We start from the raw sequence: 15,124 nt of genomic DNA, 5'->3' as shown, positions 1-15,124 counted from the left end.
TGCGCGCTTCTTCTCTCCGTAAAAAACTTGCCGCCGATACTTTGGCGCAAACACTACGTGGTATTTGCAGTTCCATTTTGTGTGGGCTAAACTCTTAGTGTCACCCATTGTGGCCTCCTTTTGATTTGCCACCTGCAGTTGCCAGACCGCAGGGATTAGTTAGCAAATCAAAAGGAGTTTTACTAATATCTCTATAGCTTTAAGCTTTACGGAACCCCCCGCCTAGCGGGGGGTTTTCTGCATACAAAAAGCCCGCGCCAAAATGGCGCGGGCTTACTTGATTCGAGAATGACAACTACAGTGAAAAGCGCGCAGCTACAGGCATTCTCCAGCCGGAGCCGAATGCCCTGTCTGTGACCTTCAGACCTGGCGGAGCCTGACGTCTTTTAAACTCCGCACGGCGGACAAGGCCGATAATCCGCTCCACAGTAGTCCGTTCATGTCCTGATGCGACGATACTGTCCACACCCTGCTTGCCGACGATATGCCGCTCAAGAATATCATCCAGCACGTCATACTCCGGCAGGGAGTCCACATCCTTCTGATCAGGACGTAATTCCGCAGAGGGTGCTTTTTCCAGAATTTCAACAGGTACAACGTCTCTGCCTTCTCTGGCATTAAGCCAACGGCAGACTGCATACACCATGGTTTTGGGCAAATCGGCAATAACGCCCAGACCGCCCGCCATGTCACCGTATATGGTGCAATACCCTACTGCCAGTTCAGACTTATTGCCGGTAGTTAAAAGAACCTTACCGAACTTGTTGGACATGGCCATGACAAGGTTACCCCTGATACGCGACTGGATATTTTCTTCTGTCACATCCTGAACGTATCCGGAAAACGGCTCAGCCAGAGCGGCATCAAATTGCTGCATCAGCTGTTCAATTGGGACGGTGTACGATGCAATGCCAAGGTTGCGAACCAACTGCTCTGAATCTTCTACACTGCCACGGCTGGAATACGGTGAAGGCATCAAAACGCCAAGAACGTTTTCCGGCCCCAATGCCTCTGCGGCAATGCAGGCCACGAGTGCGGAATCAATACCGCCTGACAGCCCGAGAATCGCACCGCGAAATCCGCACTTTGCTGCGTAGTCCCGCGTGCCCAGCACCAGTGCCTGCCATATCTGGGCTTCAGGCTCCGGTGCATCCGGAGCAATACTCCCGTCTGCTGCAAAAACATCCGCAATCAGAATCTGCTCTGCAAATCCGGCTGCCCGTGCGGCAAGTTTGCCTTGTGCATTCAGCACCATACTTTTACCGGCAAAGATCAGGTCGTCATTTCCGCCGACCTGATTCACGTAAACAACCGGCGCCCCGGCACGAGCTGCAACGGCACCAAGCATGGCTTCGCGCTTTACCTGCTTGCCGAGAGTAAAGGGAGAGGCGGACAAATTGACAATGATATCGACGCCGCCAGCTATCAAAGCAGCAACGGGGTCTTCGGCATAACGCCTGCTGTCACCCCAGTAATCTTTGTCGTTCCAGATATCTTCGCAAATGGTTACGCCGATGCGCTTATCGCCAACAACTATATGCCCGCATTCTTCCGAAGGCGAAAAGTACCGGCGTTCGTCAAACACATCATACGTAGGAAGAAGAACCTTAGTGCCGACCACACAGGCTTTTCCGTCTTCCAGCAGCACCGCGCCGTTACGCACAGTACCGCTGCAGTCGCCGGGCACAACAACAGGTGCGCCGACCAATACCGGACAGCAGGGTTTCAGAGCCTGAGCCAAAGCTTCCAGTCGGCTCCAGCAGGCCTCCACGAAATCTTCCATCAACAGAAGATCACGCGGCGGGTACCCGCACACAGCGAGTTCCGGCGTCACACACAGTTCCGCCCCGCTGCCAGAGGCATCCATCACAGCCTCTGCGATAGCCTTGGCGTTGCCTGCGATATCACCGACAACAGAGTTCAGTTGCAACAGCGCGATACGCATCTACAGCATATCCGACATGGTATAGAGTTTTCCGGGCTCGCAGCCTGTAATCCACTTGGCAGCCCTGATGGCACCGGATGCAAACATTTCACGCGAATGCGCCTGATGGGTAATCTCAATCCGCTCACCCGGCCCCATGGCATACACAGTATGCACACCAACCACATCGCCGCCGCGAATGGTCTGAATGCCGATTTCCTTTTGCGGACGCTCACCGATAATTCCTTCACGGTGATAGTTGGCAACTTCGCCAAGATCCCACTTTCTGGCTTCGGCAAGACATTCAGCAAGGCGCAAGGCTGTACCGCTGGGAGAATCTTTTTTCTTGTTGTGGTGCAGTTCGACCATTTCAAGATCGTACTGTTCGCCAAGCAACGTCACCAGTTGGGGCAGAATCTTAAGCAGAACGTTCACCCCGAGGCTCATATTGGGAGCCCAGAACACAGGAGCTTTTTCAGCGCTTTTTGCCAATTCTGCTTTCTGCTCTTCAGTAAGGCCGGTTGTGCCTATGATAATTCCGTTACCATGCTTTGCGCATGCGGCAGCATTGGCAACGCTGGCCTCCGGAGCAGTAAAATCAATAACCACAGCCCCGGGAAACTCGGGCAGTACCGCGTCAAGGGAGTCAGCAACCTTGCAATTCCAATGTGCAAGCCCTTCGCAGTGGCCTTTACGCTCAACAACAGCCACAAGTTCGCAATCTTCATCAGCCCGAACCAGACCCGCTATGGTTGCTCCCATTCGCCCGCTGGCTCCCATCACAATAACGGAAACACTCATGCTGTCCTCCTCCGGTCTATCGTCTGCTACAAGTTAAGCAGACTATGTTCATAGCTATTGTTCGTTTTTTCAACAGTCGTATCTTTTACGGTAGTCATGTCCAGAAATTCATCTTCAGTAAGCACGGTTATACCTAGTCCGCGTGCCTTTTCAAGCTTACTTCCGGGCTTCTCACCCACTATCAGCACGTCAAGCTTTGCAGACACACTGCTTACCACAACGGCACCGGCGGCTTCAGCCTTGCTTTTTGCCTCACCTCTGGTCATGCGGGCAAGCGAACCTGTAAACAACACCTTTTTGCCCGTCAGCGCAGTGCTGACAGCCTCAGAAGCTTCACGCTTTTCCACCTTCGGCCACAAGCCCATCTGCTTGAATTCCAGAAGCAAAGCTCTGTTGCTGTCGTTGGCAAAAAACGCCTTGATAGAGTTTGCAACTTCACCGCCAATATCATTCAGCGATTGCAGAGTTTCTGCCTCTGCCTGCATCAAAGCGTCCATGGAGCCAAAATACTCGGCAAGCGTTCTGGCTGTCTGTTCACCAACGTGACGAATGCCCAGCGCGCAAATAAAGCGCTGCAAGGTTGATTCATTACGGGCCGTTTCAAAAGCTTCGAGAAAATTAGAAGCCAGTTTTTCGCCCATACGTTCCATACCAAGCAGTTCGTCGCGGCTGATGCGGAACAGGTCAACCGGCGAAGTGACTTTACCGGTATCAACAAGCTGCTCAATCCACTTGCGCCCCACGCCTCCGATATCAAGTCCGGCTTTGGACACAAAGTGAATAATCGCCTGTTTGCGAACCGCAGGACAATTAATGTTGGTACACCGCCAAGCAGCTTCCCCCTCGCCCCGCGCTGCATCGCTGCTGCATACAGGGCACACCGCGGGAAATACATATTCTGTTTCCGTTCCGGTTCGTTCTTCCACAACAGCTCGCACAACTTCGGGAATAACATCCCCCGCACGCTGCACGATTACCGTATCACCAAGCATCAGCTGCTTGGCGCGAATTTCATCTTCGTTATGCAGAGTGGCACTTGATACAGTCACGCCGCCCACGGTTACAGGCTCAAGCTCTGCCACAGGAGTCAAAACGCCTGTACGTCCGACCTGAATACGGATGTCTTTCAATTTCGTACGGGCCTGATGCGCAGGAAATTTAAGCGCAATGGCCCAACGCGGCGCTCTGGCTGTAAAGCCTAAGGCTTCCTGCAGATCAAGGTCATCCAGCTTAGCGACAACTCCGTCAATTTCATACGGCAGTTCATTTCGGGCAGCGGCAAGTTCGTCAAAAGCAGCTTCCACTTCTGCAGGGGTGGAGCACATACGCCCTTGCTGCGGAATAGCAAAGCCCAGATTTTTGAGTCCCTGCATAATCGCCTGTTGCGAACGCCAGCGGACAGCACCATCAGGCCAGACAACCTGTCCGATGCCGTACGCCATAAAACGCAAGGGGCGCCCCGCCGCAACAGAAGAATCCAGCTGCCGCACAGAACCCGCTGCCGCATTGCGCGGATTAGCAAAAACCTTCTCTCTCCGCTGCTGCTGGCGGGCATTAAGCGTTTCAAATTCCTTACGGGTGATGATCACTTCGCCGCGGACTTCAAGGCGGGCGGGAACAGCCTCGTCACTGTTCAACCGCTGGCGCACATTGCGCACAGTTCGCATGGTATGAGTCACATCTTCACCAGTGGTACCGTCCCCTCGGGTGATAGCCGCAGTAAAGACACCGTCTTCGTAAATCAGCTCCATGGCAAGACCATCCATCTTGGGGTCTACCCAGAACTCAAGCGGAGCATCAGGTTCCAGCCGCTTTACCCGATCAACAAATTCACGAAACTCCTCAACTCCGAACGCATTATCAAGGCTGTACATACGCATGGAGTGTGTCCGCGGCTGCAAGCCGTCCAAAATCTCGCCGCCCACCTTACGGGTGGGAGATGCCGGGTCGGCCAACTCCGGATGTTCTGTTTCAAGCTGCTGCAACTCCTTGAACAGAACATCATATTCAGCATCAGTCACTTCAGGGGCATCCAGCACGTAATAACGATGCCCGTGGTACTCAACAAGCTTACGCAACTCTTCCATGCGCTTTGCAACACTTACCAGATCCTGACTCACAGGAACTCCTCATCAATAAACTGCCGCTTGTATGCGGCAAGCGTATTTTTATAGTCAGGCCCCAGACGAGCAGTAAGATAGTCATGCTCCGCCGCAGCCGCTTTAAGTAAAAAACCTTCAATCTTTCCGGCTGTAGAATGGTATGTGTGCCTGACAACAACACCGTGATCAACAATAACAGACCACCCTGCCCGATGCGCCTGCAGTGAAAACCACATATCCACGCCATAGCCATAAGCGTTGCCTTCGTAGTCCACACCGCCAAGCGCCTGCCAGCAGTCTATATTAATCAACGGGGCAATGCCGTCCACAAAGGGCACACGCCGGAACTGGTAGCGTGCATCGGCTATCATATGTTCATGATACGGGCTGCGCACCACGGCGGGTGCATATACGCCGACAGAAGCTATGCGTTTCTGCATCCGCTTTATGCGGACTTCTGCTCTGTCAAGAACAGGCGGCGGTGTCTCAAAAAGAATGTCATTATTCAAAAACCACAGGTGCGTGTATCCGAGCCGCTGAACCGAAGCAAGAGCATATTCCAGTGCTCCGGCCCAGTATAGATTCCGGTCAGTCCGATGCCACGCCCCTTCAAAAGGCTGCGGGGCATGATTATCAAGAACCAGAATATCATCAGCCCGCTTGGGGTCCGCACCCAGCAGCTGCGCATACAAACGCCCTGTCAATTGCGGGCTGCCATAATGTAAAATGACAATCGCAGTGCGCATATGCGGCTACAGTACGCTCTGAAATGCTGCAAGGTTATCTGTAGAACCAACCACAATAAGAGTATGCCCTGCCTTAATGACAAAATCCGATGCCGGATTGAAATGCATATTGCCTTCACTATCCTTCACAGCAATGACAATCAGATTGAAACGGGCGCGTATACCGGAATCCATTAACGCCTTACCCGTCAGTTCAGAGTCAGAATTAATCAGCAGTTCTTCCATTTGAATATCCATCCCGCCCCCGCGCTGCGTAAGTTCCACAAAGCTTGTTACTGTGGGGCGCAGGACAGACTGGGCCATGCGCAGGCCACCAATGCGATGCGGCAACAGAACCTTATCGGCTCCGGCATGCTGAAGCTTGCTGATATGCGATTCGGCACCTGCTCTGGCAACAATATGCAGGTCAGGATTAAACTGGCGGGCGCTAAGAACTACATACACATTGGCGGAATCAAGCTCCAGAGCAGCGATCAGATTGCTTGCATGGCGTATATTGGCTTCTTCCAGAACCTGATCAGAGGTAGCGTCGCCGCAAAGGTGCAAAATCCCCTGTTCATCAAGCAACTTCACGCTTTCAATATCCTGTTCGATAACGACTACCGAACCGCCCTCATGCATTATTTCCTCTGCAACAACCCGCCCGATGCGGCCATAGCCGCAAACGATGCTATGCCCTCTTAATTTGGCAATGGACTTAAGCACCCTGCGCCTCCCGAAAGCTTTAAAAAATTTCCCTTCCACCAGCATCTGCGAAAATGCACCCAGAATAAAAGCAAAGTTTCCAACGCCGGTTAATATCAGAACAGTTGTAAGGATACGCCCCTGCGTAGACATGGGATGCACTTCCTGAAAGCCCACCGTGGACAGTGTGATAACCACCATGTAGCAGCTATCCCAAAAGTCCCAGCCTTCGATATGCATGTACGCAAATACAGCAACAAAAAAGACCACAAACATGCTGAGCTGGCTGATAACCAGAGGCCAGAACGTGCCGACTTTATTGCGCATCCTGATTATACGCGCTCGCAGTTTTGTATTTTCCATATATGTTCCGGTGGAATAGTTCTGATCAACCTTGCTGGATCAGCCGTTCTCGAAGCAGTTTGATCCGATCACGCAGGTCTGCAGCTTTTTCAAATTCAAGGTCACGGGCAGCTTCGCGCATCTCTCGTTCAATGCGCTGAATAAGTTTACCCAACTCCTCTGCGCTGATGCCGTAACTTGCACTATCTTCTGGCGTTTCTGCAACACGGGAACCTGCTGCCTGCCTGCCGCGGCCTTTCCCTTTGCCTTTGCCGGAAGATTGCGAATCCGAGTACAGCGAGTCAAAAGGTGTATCCAGAGACTTGCGGATTGTTACCGGAGTAATGCCGTGCTCTTCATTATATTGAGACTGCTTTTCGCGCCTGCGTTCTGTTTCCTGCATAGCTGCAGCCATTGAACGGGTAACAGCGTCTGCATACATGATAACACGACCGTCAGCGTTACGTGCCGCGCGGCCGAATGTCTGAATAAGCGACCCGACAGACCGCAAAAAGCCTTCTTTATCCGCATCCAGAATAGCCACGAGTGACACTTCAGGAATATCAAGCCCTTCACGAAGCAAGTTAATTCCCACAAGCACGTCAAATTCATTACGCCTCAAAGCCTGAATAATGGCCATGCGCTCCATGGTGTCGATGTCGGAATGCAGGTAGCGGGATTTCACTCCCATGGAGTTCAGGTATTCCGTTAAATCCTCTGCCATACGCTTGGTCAGCGTGGTAACAAGAACTCTTTCTTCACGGGCAATGCAGGCGCGGCATTCCGTCATCAGGTCTTCCATCTGCCCCTTTGTAGGGCGCACTTCGATGACAGGGTCAATCAAACCAGTAGGTCTGATGATCTGCTCGACAACAATGCCTTCCGAGCGGTCAAGCTCCCACTTGCCGGGAGTTGCGGAAACGTACACCACCTGATTAAGGCGCTCTTCAAACTCGCGAAATTCCAGCGGCCTGTTATCCAGAGCAGAAGGAAGACGAAAACCGAAATCAACAAGAGTCTGTTTTCGCGAACGGTCGCCTTTGTACATAGCGCCCACCTGCGAAACGGTAATGTGGGATTCATCTACAAAAAGAATAAAGTCGTCAGGAAAGTAATCGAGCAGACAGGAAGGCGGATCGCCCTCTTTACGTCCGTCCAGATGGCGGGAGTAGTTTTCAATACCCGTGCAGTAGCCCATCTCTTCAATCATTTCGAGATCAAGCATGGTGCGTTGTTCCAGACGTTGCGCCTCAACCAGCCTGTTCCCCTGTTTAAACTCCGCAAGGCGCTTCTGCAATTCGTCACGGATATCGGATACAGCTCTGTTCAGGTTGTCTCTGTCGGAAACGTAGTGACTTGCGGGATAAATCACGGTCTTGCCTATGTCGCCAAGGATATTCCCTGTCAGCGGGTCAATATCCTTGATGGAATCAATTTCATCCCCGAAAAATTCCAGCCGCAAAGCACGCTCATGATGGTAGGCAGGTATGATTTCCAGCACATCGCCCCGAACACGAAAAGTACCACGGTGAAAGTCGTAGTCATTGCGCTCGTACTGAATATCCACAAGGCGTCCCGTCAAGGAGTCCATGGACATGGTCTGTCCGGCTTCCACAGGAATAACCATCTTCGCGTAATATTCCGGCGAACCGAGGCCATAAATGCATGAAACAGAAGCGATGATGATAACATCTTTTCTGGTCAGCAATGCGTGTGTGGCAGCATGACGCAGTTTGTCTATGTTATCGTTTATGGAAGAATCTTTTTCGATGTAGGTATCGGATGTGGGAACGTAGGCTTCGGGCTGATAATAGTCATAATAACTGACAAAGTATTCAACAGCATTATGCGGAAAAAGCTCGCGGAACTCGTTGTACAGCTGCGCCGCCAGCGTTTTGTTGGGTGCCAGAATAAGGGCGGGCCGCTGGCACTGTTCAATGGTGTGCGCCATGGTAAACGTTTTGCCCGATCCGGTAACGCCCAGCAACACCTGATGCTCGACACCGGAAGTAATATTGGCACTCAGCTGTGCAATGGCCTCCGGCTGGTCGCCTTTGGGCTGGTATTCCGACTCAATACGAAACGTATTTTTCTGCATGCAGTTATCCTGAAATCACAAACTATATTGACTATTGTGCCGTCTGAACGCGTAAGACATCTTGAAACAAAGCAATCGCATATACTTAGCCTTTCACAGCCGATCAGTAAACAACTGCCTGCACTTCACAGCCATGGGGAAATAGCCTAGTATCGTGACCAGATGAAGTAAAATATTACTGGATACCAAGGTTACCATACAGGGAGCTTTTTTATGGAAGTACAAATCGTCCCCGCAGAGGGAAACGAACCCATAGACCGCATCCACGTAGTCAGTATTACTATCCGGACCTTTAAAGGCCGCCGCGACGTAGAGGCGCATCTTTTCAAAAGCTGCCCCGAACCGTCTGAAACAGCTGATTATCCGTGGGACAAGCTGATAGGTGCCCCTCTTGATCCGGAAAACCCCGGCGCTGCCGAAGGTGTAAAACGCATGGTGGCTGAAGCTTTTACCCCGCAGGAAAGAGATATCGTTGTAGAATACCTGCAGGAACGCTATGGCAGCCGCCTTACGTGCATCACTGCCTGCCCGCTGTCCCTGCCTGTTCCGCAAGGAGTAACCGCGCTATCGGACATTCCGGAAGGCAAGACCCTCGGCTTTATACATTTTGAAAATGTGCAAAACTACAGCCTGCCCTTTGGCATCAAAGGCTTTTACGATCTTGCACAGCATCCGCCGCTTGCCGCGGACAATAGCTGATCCAAATGAAAAACGCCCGCTTACGAATTAAAAACGTAAGCGGGCGTTATGCACTTTCAACCGGATACATTTAATAGAAAGTCAGTCTGCTTTTTCTCACAGAGGCCAGAATCCTTCAGGAAAAGTCCATTTGCCAGCACGCAAGGGCATACGCAAGGCAATCGTCAATTCCTGCAAAAAAGCCGCTCTAGGTAACTCTTCTGCCCCGAACCGCATCAGGTGGTCTGTGGTCTGCTGACAATCAATAATATGAAAGCCCCACCTCTTCAGAAGGCTTACCAACCATACCATGCCAACTTTTGAAGCATCCGGCTGGTGAAAAAACATGGATTCGCCATAAAAAACACCCCCCAGAGAAACACCGTACAGTCCGCCCGCCAACTCCCGCCTTCCTTTATCATCAAAACTCCAGACCTCAAGCGAGTGCGCAATTCCGGCCTCATGCAGACTAACGTAGGCGTCAATCATCTCGTCCACTATCCATGTACCCTGCTGGCCCGGTCTGGGACTGGTGGCACAAGCGGCAATAACGCTTTCAAATGCGGTATCAAGGCTAACCGTAAAACAGCCGGAATTTATACGCCTGCGAAGGCTTGCAGGGATATGCAATTTTGAAGGGTAGAGAACACACCTCGGATCCGGCGACCACCAGAGAATAGGCGTGTCGTCATCGTACCACGGAAAAATGCCGTTCGCATACGCGGCGACCAGCCGCTCAAGGCTAAGGTCACCCCCGATAGCAAGCAGCCCTTCTGCCGAGGCTCTATGCGGGTCGGGAAATTCAATTTCATCTGAAAGCGCAAATACGTGCATTATTACTTCCTGCCGGCGAGCGGACGCCCGCCGGCATTGTTACAATCATTTTGCAACTGCCTGCGGTTCATACCGGAAAGTAAGCCCAAGCTCATCCGGCGCATCAGAAGCAGATAGCTTGCGTACTCCGATTCTAACGGCCCCGCCTTTCTGCAAGCTGCCGAAGAGAACCTCACGCGCCAGAACATCTTCAATTCCCGAGCGGATTACGCGCCCCATAGGCCGCGCCCCGAAAGCAGGGTCATACCCCTTTTCAGCCAGACGCTCCCGCGCCTTGTCGGAAAGGCGTACAGTCACCCGTCTGTCTTTCATCTGCTGCTGCAGTTCGCCCACAAACTTATCCACAATCTGCAGCATCACGTCACGCGATAAGTTATGGAACGGGACAAGTGCATCCAGCCGGTTTCTGAATTCAGGACTGAACAGTTTTTCCACAGCCTTCAAACCCTTGGCAGCCATATCAGGAACGTCAGCATCCCCGAATCCGATTGACTTGGCAGCCATCTCCTGGGCACCGGCGTTGGATGTCATAATTAGAACAACGTTTCTGAAGTCTGCTTTTCGACCTGTATTGTCTGTCAGCTTGGCGTAGTCCATCACCTGCAGCAGGATGTTGAACATGTCAGGATGAGCTTTTTCAACTTCATCCAGCAAAACCACCGCATGCGGGGTCTTGCGGATGGCTTCGGTCAGCAAGCCGCCCTGATCAAACCCGACATAGCCGGGAGGTGCACCGATAAGGCGGGCCACTGCGTGCTTTTCCATGTATTCGCTCATGTCAAAGCGAATAAAGTTAACGCCAAGAGTCTCTGCCAGACGCTTTGCAAGTTCAGTCTTACCCACACCTGTAGGCCCGTAGAAAAGGAAGCTGCCAGTTGGCCGCTCAGGCTTGGACAATCCGGCACGGGAGCGAAGAATAGCTTTGGACACGCAATCCACTGCTTCATCCTGCCCGAACACCACCGAACGCAGGTCCTCTTCCAGCATAGCCAGACGCCCTCTGTCTGTGGCGTTCACGCGCTGTGCGGGAATCTGGGCCATACGGGAAATTACTCTCTCAATATCGCTGACAGTGATTGAATTCCGCTTTCTACCATGCCCTTTCAGCTTGTATACGGCACCAGCTTCATCAATCACATCTATGGCTTTATCCGGTAAAAACCTGTCCTGCAGGTAACGGGTAGAAAGCTCCACTGCGGACTTGAGGGCAGGCAGTGTATAGCGCACTTCATGGTAATCTTCGTAGTACGGCCGCAACCCTTTAAGAATTTCCAGACACTCGTCCTGCGTGGGTTCCTGTACATCGATCTTTTGAAAACGCCGTGAAAGCGCACGGTCTTTTTCAAAATGATTACGATACTCTTCATAGGTTGTAGAGCCGATGCAACGGATACCGCCCGACGCAAGCACAGGCTTCAGGATGTTGGAAGCATCCATTGAGCCGCCGCTGGTTGCTCCGGCTCCCACGATGGTATGAATTTCATCGATGAACAGAATCGCACCGGAAATTTTACCCACATCACGAATAACCGCTTTGAGGCGGGCTTCAAAATCACCTCTGTATTTGGTGCCAGCAAGCAGCGTTCCCATATCAAGAGCAAAAATTTCTGCATCAAGAAACGCATCCGGCACTTCACCATTGGCAATCCCCAAAGCGAGGCCTTCTGCAATGGCGGTTTTGCCGACACCGGGCTCGCCGACATAGAGCGGATTATTTTTTCTGCGGCGGGCAAGAACCTGAACAGTACGTTCAAGCTCATGCGCACGACCAATCAGAGGATCAATATGCCCTTCGCGGGCACGTGCAGTCAGATTTACTGTAAATTGTTCCAGCGCAGAACTTTTGCCGGACTTTTCACCCGCTGCGGCAGGTTCTTCGAGTAATTCTTCTTCGCCTTCCGTCCAGTCCCCCATGCCGTGCGAAATAAACTCCAGCACATCCAGACGGGCAACGCCTTGAGCACGCAGGAAGTACAATGCATACGAGTCTTCTTCTTCAAACATGGCTGCCAGAACATCGCCAAGTTCCACAGAGTCTTTGCCGGATGATTGCATCTGCATAACAGCCCGCTGCAAAACGCGCTGCACGCCCAAGGTCTGTACAACTTCAGTAGGCGTCTCTTCGGGCAACGATTCCAGATGCGAATCAAAAAACGTTTCCAGCCGCTTACGCAGATTATCCGCATCTGCTCCGCAGCCTTCAAGAATATAAATCCCCTGAGGTTCAAGGGTCATTGCATACAGCACATGTTCAAGGGTCAGATATTCATGATTACGAGCTGTTACTTCGCTAACAGCCACAGATAAAACGGCTTCGAGTCTTTTGCCGATCATAATTACACCTCTTCCATGCTGCATCGCAGCGGAAAACCTTTGGTACGGGCACGGGCATGCACTCTGGCCACTTTTGTTTCCGCCACTTCTGCTGTGTATATGCCGCACACGCCTACGCCTTTTTCATGAACGCTCAGCATAATGGTCATGGCCTGTTCACGATTCTTACGAAAAATCTCCATCAAAACAGACACAACAAAATCCATAGACGTGTAGTCATCGTTATGAAGCAGCACCTTATACCGGCGCGGCTCTTTTATTTCCTCTTCAAGAAGAACGTCACCTTCTTCACGGGTGGAAAAATCATGGTCACTCATACGCTGTACGGCGCCTCCCTACTCAGCAGTATAGTGTCGCAATTATATATGTCGAGAGTCATCGCCATGCGGTTCAAGCAAAGAACGGGCTGTTTTTTCATCAGAAAAATAAAAATTATCATCTTCCGGCAATCCTGCCGACTTCCGGAATTCACGATTCAGGTCATAGTATGTCGCCGTGCTGGCCTTATCAGAAGGCAGCTTAAGCAAAGCTGCAACCTTGAAAATCGCTTCCCGTTCTCCTTCCAGTTCAACCACATCGCCAAAAACAAGCGAGTCCAGACAAATTGTTACGCCCTCACAAAACCACTCTTCACGGATTTTATCGTAGCGGAATGCAGGCTGGTATCCAAGCCCTTCCAGAATGCTACGCATAGAATCAAAATCACTCACAAGAGTTTCTCTTTCGTCCCAGACTTTCACATCGTCCGGAACCTCCACCTGCGGCGGCAGTTTCAGCGTAAGAACATTTTGCGGGCTGCGTCCGCTCGTCTGCGCCCACTCCTTCGACCGCAAGCGCAGCAACTGCCCTTTTTGCCTCATATCACATTGCGGCGTATCAAAAACGATATTACGCTCCCAATGACGCTGGCTAAATTGCGCACTACAATACTGCAACAATGCCCGCAATCCGGCAAAATCAATACCTGTATATTTCAGCTCGACTTCATACAACATTCTGGCTCCTGAATTTCACCGTTTCAGTCATGTCCGGAGGGATATTTTGCAAAAACTTTTACTTATCGCATTGGCAGGCGGTCTGGGCAGCCTCAGCCGTTATACTCTGGCTGGCATCGTTCAACGTTTCTGCGGTGCGTCATTTCCGGCCGGCACGTTTGTAGTAAACGTTCTGGGTTGTTTTTTATTCGGTTTTGTGTGGGGTTTTCTTGAAGACAGATTAAGTATCAGCCCGACAACACGTGTTATTATTCTGACAGGCTTTATGGGGGCATTCACAACATTCTCCACCTTCATCTTTGAAAGTGTCAACCTGATCAGTGCATCACAATGGTTTTATACGCTGTTAAACATTGCCGGGCAGATCGTCATAGGCATCGTGCTGCTGGCAGCCGGTCTCGCTCTGGGCAAGCTTTTGTAATACAATTAATTTTAACCAAGCGGGAGGCTTTATGCATATTCCCCCTAAAGAAGCCGCCAGACTGTGCATATACACAGGTGAAAATGATAAATTTGACGGGCGTCCGATATATGAACTGATACTGGAAAAAGCAAAACAAAACGGACTGGCCGGAGGCACGGTGCTGCGGGGGGTTGCCGGTTTCGGGGCCAACAGCCGAGTGCACACCCTTAAATTGCTGCGCCTTTCAGAAGACCTTCCGCTGACCATCGAAATTATCGACGATCCGGAAAAAATTGATGCTTTTTTACCGGAAATCGATGCAATACTTTCCGAAGGACTGGTTACGCTGGAACCTGTGCAGGTAATTTGCTACCGCCATAATGAAGGTAAAAAGAACAAATAAAAAAGGTCGCGGTAAAAAACAACCGCGACCTTTTTATTACAGATTCAAAGCGGCTTTAATTTCGTCGATGCCGACTTTTTCTACAAATTTCGACACCCGAAGGCGCTTGCCGGAGTTTCCACGATAATATTCTGCAAAGCGGCGAATAAGATCAAGCGTCTCATCTTTGCTCAATTCTGTAGCGATAACATCAGCAACTCTGGGTTTGCTGCCGGAGTTTCCTCCCACTGCAACAGTCCAGCCTTTCTTGGTCGCAATAAGGCCGATATCCCGCACCAGACTTTCTGCACAGCACAACGGGCAGCCGGAAACGCCAAACTTAACTTTTGCGGGGAACGGCTCTTCCTGAAACATTTTTTCAATTTCAAGGCCCAGCCCCAGCGAATCATCCACGCCAAGCTTACATACGGAATTACCGGGACACGCCTGCACGTAATGCACGCACAGCTCGGTGGCACGTCCGATGTCCATACTCAACTCATCCCAGATCGGCTCAACATCTTCTGCCTTCATGCCGACAAGGGCAAAACGCTGTCCCGAAGTGATCTTAAGAATCGGAATGGAGTACTTACGAGCCACGCGGGAAATCGCATCAAGCTGATCCGGCGTCATGAGGCCCGCAGGAGTACGGGGGACAATGGCATAAGTTTCTTTATCACGTTGCAGAATCGCACCGTCAGGTGTTGCGGTCATTAAAATCTCCGTCAGAGTAACTTGAAAATGTACAAAAAAAGTTCGCAGACAGAATTACTGTCCGCGAACGGTATAATCGCAGGAAGG

15 protein-coding genes are annotated in these 15,124 nt (G+C 51.3%); 3 read left to right on the top strand and 12 right to left on the bottom strand.

Annotated elements, in window-relative coordinates:
- The 7 genes from ACK5LI_RS01085 to uvrB form a co-directional block, all read right to left on the bottom strand.
- The coding region (locus ACK5LI_RS01085; protein WP_416945781.1) for a transposase at positions 1–108 on the bottom strand (108 nt) is incomplete at its 3' end.
- A 187-nt stretch (positions 109–295) separates the two neighbouring features.
- Positions 296–1,945, bottom strand: coding sequence for an NAD+ synthase (locus ACK5LI_RS01080; RefSeq protein WP_416945777.1), 1,650 nt, complete (start codon positions 1,943–1,945; stop codon positions 296–298).
- Positions 1,946–2,725 carry a 4-hydroxy-tetrahydrodipicolinate reductase gene (gene dapB / locus ACK5LI_RS01075; protein ID WP_416945776.1) on the bottom strand — a complete coding sequence of 260 codons (780 nt, stop codon included), beginning with the start codon at positions 2,723–2,725 and terminating at the stop codon, positions 1,946–1,948.
- Positions 2,726–2,751: 26 nt separating this feature from the next.
- Positions 2,752–4,812 carry an NAD-dependent DNA ligase LigA gene (gene ligA / locus ACK5LI_RS01070; RefSeq protein WP_416945780.1) on the bottom strand — a complete coding sequence of 687 codons (2,061 nt, stop codon included), beginning with the start codon at positions 4,810–4,812 and terminating at the stop codon, positions 2,752–2,754.
- A gap of 29 nt (positions 4,813–4,841) precedes the next feature.
- Positions 4,842–5,573 (bottom strand): hypothetical protein, encoded by a 732-nt coding sequence (locus ACK5LI_RS01065; RefSeq protein ID WP_416945775.1) that lies wholly within the window; start codon positions 5,571–5,573, stop codon positions 4,842–4,844.
- Positions 5,574–5,579: 6 nt separating this feature from the next.
- A complete protein-coding gene (locus tag ACK5LI_RS01060; protein WP_416945774.1) occupies positions 5,580–6,620 on the bottom strand; it encodes a potassium channel family protein in 1,041 nt (346 codons plus the stop codon).
- 25 nt (positions 6,621–6,645) lie between these two features.
- A complete protein-coding gene (gene uvrB / locus ACK5LI_RS01055) occupies positions 6,646–8,697 on the bottom strand; it encodes an excinuclease ABC subunit UvrB (protein ID WP_416945773.1) in 2,052 nt (683 codons plus the stop codon).
- A 213-nt stretch (positions 8,698–8,910) separates the two neighbouring features.
- Here uvrB and ACK5LI_RS01050 point away from each other — a divergent pair, with 213 nt between their 5' ends.
- Positions 8,911–9,396 (top strand): hypothetical protein, encoded by a 486-nt coding sequence (locus ACK5LI_RS01050; RefSeq protein ID WP_416945772.1) that lies wholly within the window; start codon positions 8,911–8,913, stop codon positions 9,394–9,396.
- A 96-nt stretch (positions 9,397–9,492) separates the two neighbouring features.
- Here ACK5LI_RS01050 and aat read toward each other — a convergent pair whose 3' ends face one another.
- The 4 genes from aat to ACK5LI_RS01030 are packed head-to-tail and all read right to left on the bottom strand — an operon-like array spanning position 9,493 to position 13,538.
- Positions 9,493–10,209 carry a leucyl/phenylalanyl-tRNA--protein transferase gene (gene aat, locus ACK5LI_RS01045; RefSeq protein ID WP_416945771.1) on the bottom strand — a complete coding sequence of 239 codons (717 nt, stop codon included), beginning with the start codon at positions 10,207–10,209 and terminating at the stop codon, positions 9,493–9,495.
- Positions 10,210–10,254: 45 nt separating this feature from the next.
- Entirely contained in the window at positions 10,255–12,543 is a 2,289-nt protein-coding gene (gene clpA / locus ACK5LI_RS01040; protein ID WP_416945770.1) for an ATP-dependent Clp protease ATP-binding subunit ClpA, read from the bottom strand.
- Between the two features lie 2 nt (positions 12,544–12,545).
- Positions 12,546–12,860, bottom strand: coding sequence for an ATP-dependent Clp protease adapter ClpS (clpS, locus tag ACK5LI_RS01035; protein WP_416945769.1), 315 nt, complete (start codon positions 12,858–12,860; stop codon positions 12,546–12,548).
- A 42-nt stretch (positions 12,861–12,902) separates the two neighbouring features.
- Positions 12,903–13,538, bottom strand: a complete 636-nt coding sequence (locus ACK5LI_RS01030) for a class IV adenylate cyclase (protein WP_416945768.1) — start codon at positions 13,536–13,538, stop codon at positions 12,903–12,905.
- A gap of 46 nt (positions 13,539–13,584) precedes the next feature.
- Here ACK5LI_RS01030 and crcB point away from each other — a divergent pair, with 46 nt between their 5' ends.
- Positions 13,585–13,959 carry a fluoride efflux transporter CrcB gene (gene crcB / locus ACK5LI_RS01025; RefSeq protein WP_416945767.1) on the top strand — a complete coding sequence of 125 codons (375 nt, stop codon included), beginning with the start codon at positions 13,585–13,587 and terminating at the stop codon, positions 13,957–13,959.
- Positions 13,960–13,990: 31 nt separating this feature from the next.
- Positions 13,991–14,344: a DUF190 domain-containing protein gene (locus ACK5LI_RS01020; RefSeq protein WP_416945766.1), complete on the top strand. Its 354-nt coding sequence runs from the start codon at positions 13,991–13,993 to the stop codon at positions 14,342–14,344.
- Positions 14,345–14,380: 36 nt separating this feature from the next.
- Here ACK5LI_RS01020 and ACK5LI_RS01015 read toward each other — a convergent pair whose 3' ends face one another.
- Positions 14,381–15,037: an NAD(P)/FAD-dependent oxidoreductase gene (locus ACK5LI_RS01015; protein WP_416945765.1), complete on the bottom strand. Its 657-nt coding sequence runs from the start codon at positions 15,035–15,037 to the stop codon at positions 14,381–14,383.
- Between the last annotated feature and the right edge of the window lie 87 nt (positions 15,038–15,124).

The organism is Oleidesulfovibrio sp. (assembly GCF_047973035.1).
In the GTDB taxonomy this organism is placed as follows: domain Bacteria; phylum Desulfobacterota; class Desulfovibrionia; order Desulfovibrionales; family Desulfovibrionaceae; genus Oleidesulfovibrio.
This window is presented reverse-complemented; position numbering and strand designations above follow the sequence as displayed.

What these genes read in the sequence shown, in the direction of transcription:
- uvrB (WP_416945773.1), bottom strand. Translation starts at nt 8,697, where the DNA reads ATGCAGAAAAATACGTTTCGTATTGAGTCGGAATACCAGCCCAAAGGC.
- clpS (WP_416945769.1), bottom strand. Translation starts at nt 12,860, where the DNA reads ATGAGTGACCATGATTTTTCCACCCGTGAAGAAGGTGACGTTCTTCTT.
- ACK5LI_RS01080 (WP_416945777.1), bottom strand. Translation starts at nt 1,945, where the DNA reads ATGCGTATCGCGCTGTTGCAACTGAACTCTGTTGTCGGTGATATCGCA.
- ACK5LI_RS01050 (WP_416945772.1), top strand. Translation starts at nt 8,911, where the DNA reads ATGGAAGTACAAATCGTCCCCGCAGAGGGAAACGAACCCATAGACCGC.
- ACK5LI_RS01060 (WP_416945774.1), bottom strand. Translation starts at nt 6,620, where the DNA reads ATGGAAAATACAAAACTGCGAGCGCGTATAATCAGGATGCGCAATAAA.
- dapB (WP_416945776.1), bottom strand. Translation starts at nt 2,725, where the DNA reads ATGAGTGTTTCCGTTATTGTGATGGGAGCCAGCGGGCGAATGGGAGCA.
- aat (WP_416945771.1), bottom strand. Translation starts at nt 10,209, where the DNA reads ATGCACGTATTTGCGCTTTCAGATGAAATTGAATTTCCCGACCCGCAT.
- clpA (WP_416945770.1), bottom strand. Translation starts at nt 12,543, where the DNA reads ATGATCGGCAAAAGACTCGAAGCCGTTTTATCTGTGGCTGTTAGCGAA.
- ACK5LI_RS01065 (WP_416945775.1), bottom strand. Translation starts at nt 5,573, where the DNA reads ATGCGCACTGCGATTGTCATTTTACATTATGGCAGCCCGCAATTGACA.
- ACK5LI_RS01015 (WP_416945765.1), bottom strand. Translation starts at nt 15,037, where the DNA reads ATGACCGCAACACCTGACGGTGCGATTCTGCAACGTGATAAAGAAACT.
- ligA (WP_416945780.1), bottom strand. Translation starts at nt 4,812, where the DNA reads ATGGAAGAGTTGCGTAAGCTTGTTGAGTACCACGGGCATCGTTATTAC.
- ACK5LI_RS01020 (WP_416945766.1), top strand. Translation starts at nt 13,991, where the DNA reads ATGCATATTCCCCCTAAAGAAGCCGCCAGACTGTGCATATACACAGGT.
- ACK5LI_RS01030 (WP_416945768.1), bottom strand. Translation starts at nt 13,538, where the DNA reads ATGTTGTATGAAGTCGAGCTGAAATATACAGGTATTGATTTTGCCGGA.